The 3,298-nt window shown below is 41.8% G+C and carries 4 protein-coding genes and 1 pseudogene; 2 read left to right on the forward strand and 3 right to left on the reverse strand.

Annotated elements, in window-relative coordinates; genetic code table 11:
- Nucleotides 1-96: transposase (locus tag IM500_RS22010; protein WP_146031641.1), on the forward strand; the 96-nt coding region annotated here is incomplete at its 5' end.
- Nucleotides 97-124: 28 nt separating this feature from the next.
- Here the strand turns inward: IM500_RS22010 and IM500_RS22015 are convergent.
- Both IM500_RS22015 and IM500_RS22020 read right to left on the reverse strand, forming a co-directional pair.
- Nucleotides 125-442: pseudogene (locus IM500_RS22015) on the reverse strand (Uma2 family endonuclease); the annotation flags it as partial.
- Between the two features lie 24 nt (nucleotides 443-466).
- On the reverse strand, nucleotides 467-1,108 hold the full coding sequence (locus IM500_RS22020) for a Uma2 family endonuclease (protein ID WP_190723590.1): 642 nt from the start codon (nucleotides 1,106-1,108) through the stop codon (nucleotides 467-469).
- A 121-nt stretch (nucleotides 1,109-1,229) separates the two neighbouring features.
- On the opposite strand from IM500_RS22020, the gene IM500_RS22025 reads away from it, so the two are divergent.
- Nucleotides 1,230-2,387 (forward strand): NAD(P)/FAD-dependent oxidoreductase, encoded by a 1,158-nt coding sequence (locus IM500_RS22025; protein WP_190723593.1) that lies wholly within the window; start codon nucleotides 1,230-1,232, stop codon nucleotides 2,385-2,387.
- Nucleotides 2,388-2,673: 286 nt separating this feature from the next.
- Here the strand turns inward: IM500_RS22025 and IM500_RS22030 are convergent, their stop codons facing one another.
- Nucleotides 2,674-2,949, reverse strand: a complete 276-nt coding sequence (locus IM500_RS22030; RefSeq protein ID WP_002768833.1) for a hypothetical protein — start codon at nucleotides 2,947-2,949, stop codon at nucleotides 2,674-2,676.
- Nucleotides 2,950-3,298 lie beyond the last annotated feature (349 nt).

Here is a 3,298-nt window from a genome sequence, read left to right on the forward strand (position 1 = left end):
AATAAACTTAAACTAATAAAACGGAGAGGCTATGGCTTTAGAAACTTTCGGAATTTTTGGGTTAGAAGTATGTTATCTTGGCATCTTGTATGTTGATTTAGCATAAAGGGTAACGAAGAGCCGAAATTAGATTAGCTTTCTCCGCAAAATAATAAGATATATCTGGTTGAACTTCTCGATAACCCGACTTGCGAAAACTGCAATTATCTTTGGCATTAAAGGCCAAATTTTTTAGGGTAGCATAGAGACTAACAGCGAAGATCAAAATAGCATGATCGCTGGCATGATCGTTACCAATAGGAGTCATTTCTAATCGATAATAGCCATTGTAATAATAACTTTTTCCTTGATTTTCTGGGAAGTTGTTAATTGCTTCTAAGTATTCTTCCCAACTGCCTTTAATCCATAAATCTGTCGAGATAGTAGTTTCTAGCTTTTGCATAATCTTAGCCTCAATTTTATGGAGTTAACCTTGAAATTGAGTGATTAACCAACGTCCCACCTGACTTTGATCTCTGGTGCGTGCCTGTTGTAAAGCTGACTCTAAAACCGCGAGTTTTAAATTAGGTAAAACCTTTGATATATCAATTCTTTTGCTCCCTCGATCGATTATTTCAAAGGCGAATATTTGAGGATCATCTACCTTAACACTCCAGTATTCACTAACCCCTAATTCTTCGTAGAGTAAGCGTTTATTACCTAAGTCATCATTGAGGGTAGATTTTGAGATTTCAATGACTAAATCTGGTGGAGGATACTGATTTAAATCAATAATCGAAGTACCGTAGGAAATTAGATTAGCTTTCTCTCCTAGATAGTAAGATATATCTGGCTGCACTTCTCTAATTCCTCTTTTGCGATAGGAACAAGTGGGGAGTCCTTGAAAAGGAATTTCTTTGAGGATAGCGTAGAGACTCACCCCCAAAAAGACAACGTGATGATCTCTAGCGTGTTCAAATCCAATAGGAGTCATTTCTAATCGATAATAGCCATTGTAATAATAACTTTTTCCTTGATTCTCTGGGAAGTTTTTAATTGCTTCTAAGTATTCTTCCCAACTAGCTTTAATCCATGAGTCAGTTATCCCCTTAGTTTCTAACTGTTGCATAGTTATCCAGTCCCGCTTTCAACTTTTTCTCTAATTATAGCAACTATTGCTTAAATCAGAACCAGGGAACTGAGCAAGTATAATGATAGAATAGATTAATCGAGGGAAAATTAGCCCAATTATGACCACAACTTATGATTATATAATTATCGGTGGTGGTATCACCGGTTCCGCCTTAAGTTATGAACTAGCTAACCTAGGCAGTCGAGTCCTCTTATTAGAAAAAGAAACCCATCCCCTCAACGCCACTTTCTACAGTTACGGGGGTTTAGCCTATTGGTCAGCTACCACAGAAATCCAGAGAAAATTATATCAAGAAGGTCGAGAAATTCAGCGCAATTTATCGCAGGAATTGGGCATAGATAACGAATACCGGGACATAGAGCTAATTCTCACCGTGAACCCCGAAGATGATCCAGTCGCTGTGGCCGAAAAATTTGCTATCTTTGCTATTACTCCCGAAATTCTCGATCCGCAAGCAGCGATCGCTTTAGAACCTCTATTAAATCTCGCTGCTATCTCCGGAGTTTTACGACTACCCCACGGTCACATTAACGCCGAAAAAACTAATCTTGCCTATCAACAAGCTTTTCTACGTCTGGGAGGCACGATTATTCGGGAAGCTGTCATCGAATTAATTGAAACTGCATCGAGAATTACCGGCGTAAAAACTCCTAAAAATAATTATCATGCTGGGGAAACTATCGTCTGTGCCGGGGGATTAACCCGGTCTTTACTGCAAAAATCTGGTATTGCTGCTCCCGTCTATTTTACCCATGCCCAGGTGATCAAAATTCCCCCCACTGAGATCAAATTAAACACCCTAGTTATGCCCGCAATTCCTGCCAGATTGGTATTAGAGCAAAAAATTACCCAACTAGAAAATCAGGGCATTTGGCAGAGAGAAACCCCAGAAATAATTGCCAGTGTTTTAGAAACGGGGGCGGTACAATTCCGGGATCAAAGTCTTTATCTAGGGCAAATTAGCGCCATTATCACCGATCCAGGCGGGAGTTTAAACCCTCTGGCGGGGGAAAAAGCAATACGCGCCGCCGTGGGGACATTGCTGCCCTCTTTAGCCTCTCTCCCCGGCAGCTGTCATCATTGCCTAGTGGCCTTTGCTCCCTCGGGACGGCCCCTAGTGGGAGCGATCGCCGATAAAGTGGGATTGCAGGTATTTTCTGGCTTTACCAGTACACTCGTATCGGCTCCGCCCCTAGCTCGACGTTTTGCGCGTCATCTGCTGGGGGAAAATGACGAGATAATTAGGGTTTGCTGAAAAAGGTTTTCGTGGGGACAGGGTGTGGCCCCCCCAACCCCCCCGACATCGGGGGGGCAGGTGGGGTGTGGGGTGTAGGTTTTTACCCATTTTCATCTGGTAAATTACCTAATTTTCAGGGAAAAAGTCCAGGAATTTTCCCCCCGATCCCTCCCAGATCTGGGACTTTTTGATTGACCAAAAGTCTAAAAGTCTTACCCAACAAGGTTTTTAGATTTATTTAGCAAACCCTAATTGCTAATTGACAAAAGTTAAGAGAGAAATTAACTGATGGTTGCCATTAATCCTAATCGACTTTTTCCAACTGCCAAAGAATTTGGTTTCCCTCGCGTCTGACCCGGGAGATTACCCAATTTCGCCACGGCCAATGGTCGCCGCGACTGGTAACGGCCCCTGGATTAATATCCATTAAATCGGCCACTTCGGCGCTGGTAATCAAATAACCGCGATTGGCCACTTCATCGGCAATGCGTAGGGTTTCGATGAGATTTCTTAGCTGGTCAACTCTTTCTCCCCGGGGTAATTGGATTTCATCGCCAGCGCTATTAGGTGGTTCATTCATAGTTAGGGTCTGGTCAAAGTTTATTAACAATTAAAAATTGTCGGTTGAGGCAAACAAGCAAGCTTCCCCTATCGTTATTCTATCGATTTCATCAATAATAGTCCTGATCAAAACAGTCCTATCCCGTCACATCTTTACTAAAACCCCAAAAACCCCTTGACAAAAAACACAAAATATAGTAGGGAAATCAGGGAAAGTGGTTAGCGGTCACTAGACCTCTTGCAAAAGTCTTAAGTCGATCCTTGTACAGCAACATTTTTGAAGATTATCAACTACTAATAAATAATTAACTGAAAGTCCCTCCCATTATTGTTTCTATCGTTTGTTTTCGGATTTATGCAAGAGGTCT

The organism is Microcystis sp. M179S2, from assembly GCF_020245805.1.
Lineage (GTDB): Bacteria > Cyanobacteriota > Cyanobacteriia > Cyanobacteriales > Microcystaceae > Microcystis > Microcystis aeruginosa.

What these genes read in the sequence shown, in the direction of transcription:
- IM500_RS22030 (WP_002768833.1), bottom strand. Translation starts at nt 2,949, where the DNA reads ATGAATGAACCACCTAATAGCGCTGGCGATGAAATCCAATTACCCCGG.
- IM500_RS22025 (WP_190723593.1), top strand. Translation starts at nt 1,230, where the DNA reads ATGACCACAACTTATGATTATATAATTATCGGTGGTGGTATCACCGGT.
- IM500_RS22020 (WP_190723590.1), bottom strand. Translation starts at nt 1,108, where the DNA reads ATGCAACAGTTAGAAACTAAGGGGATAACTGACTCATGGATTAAAGCT.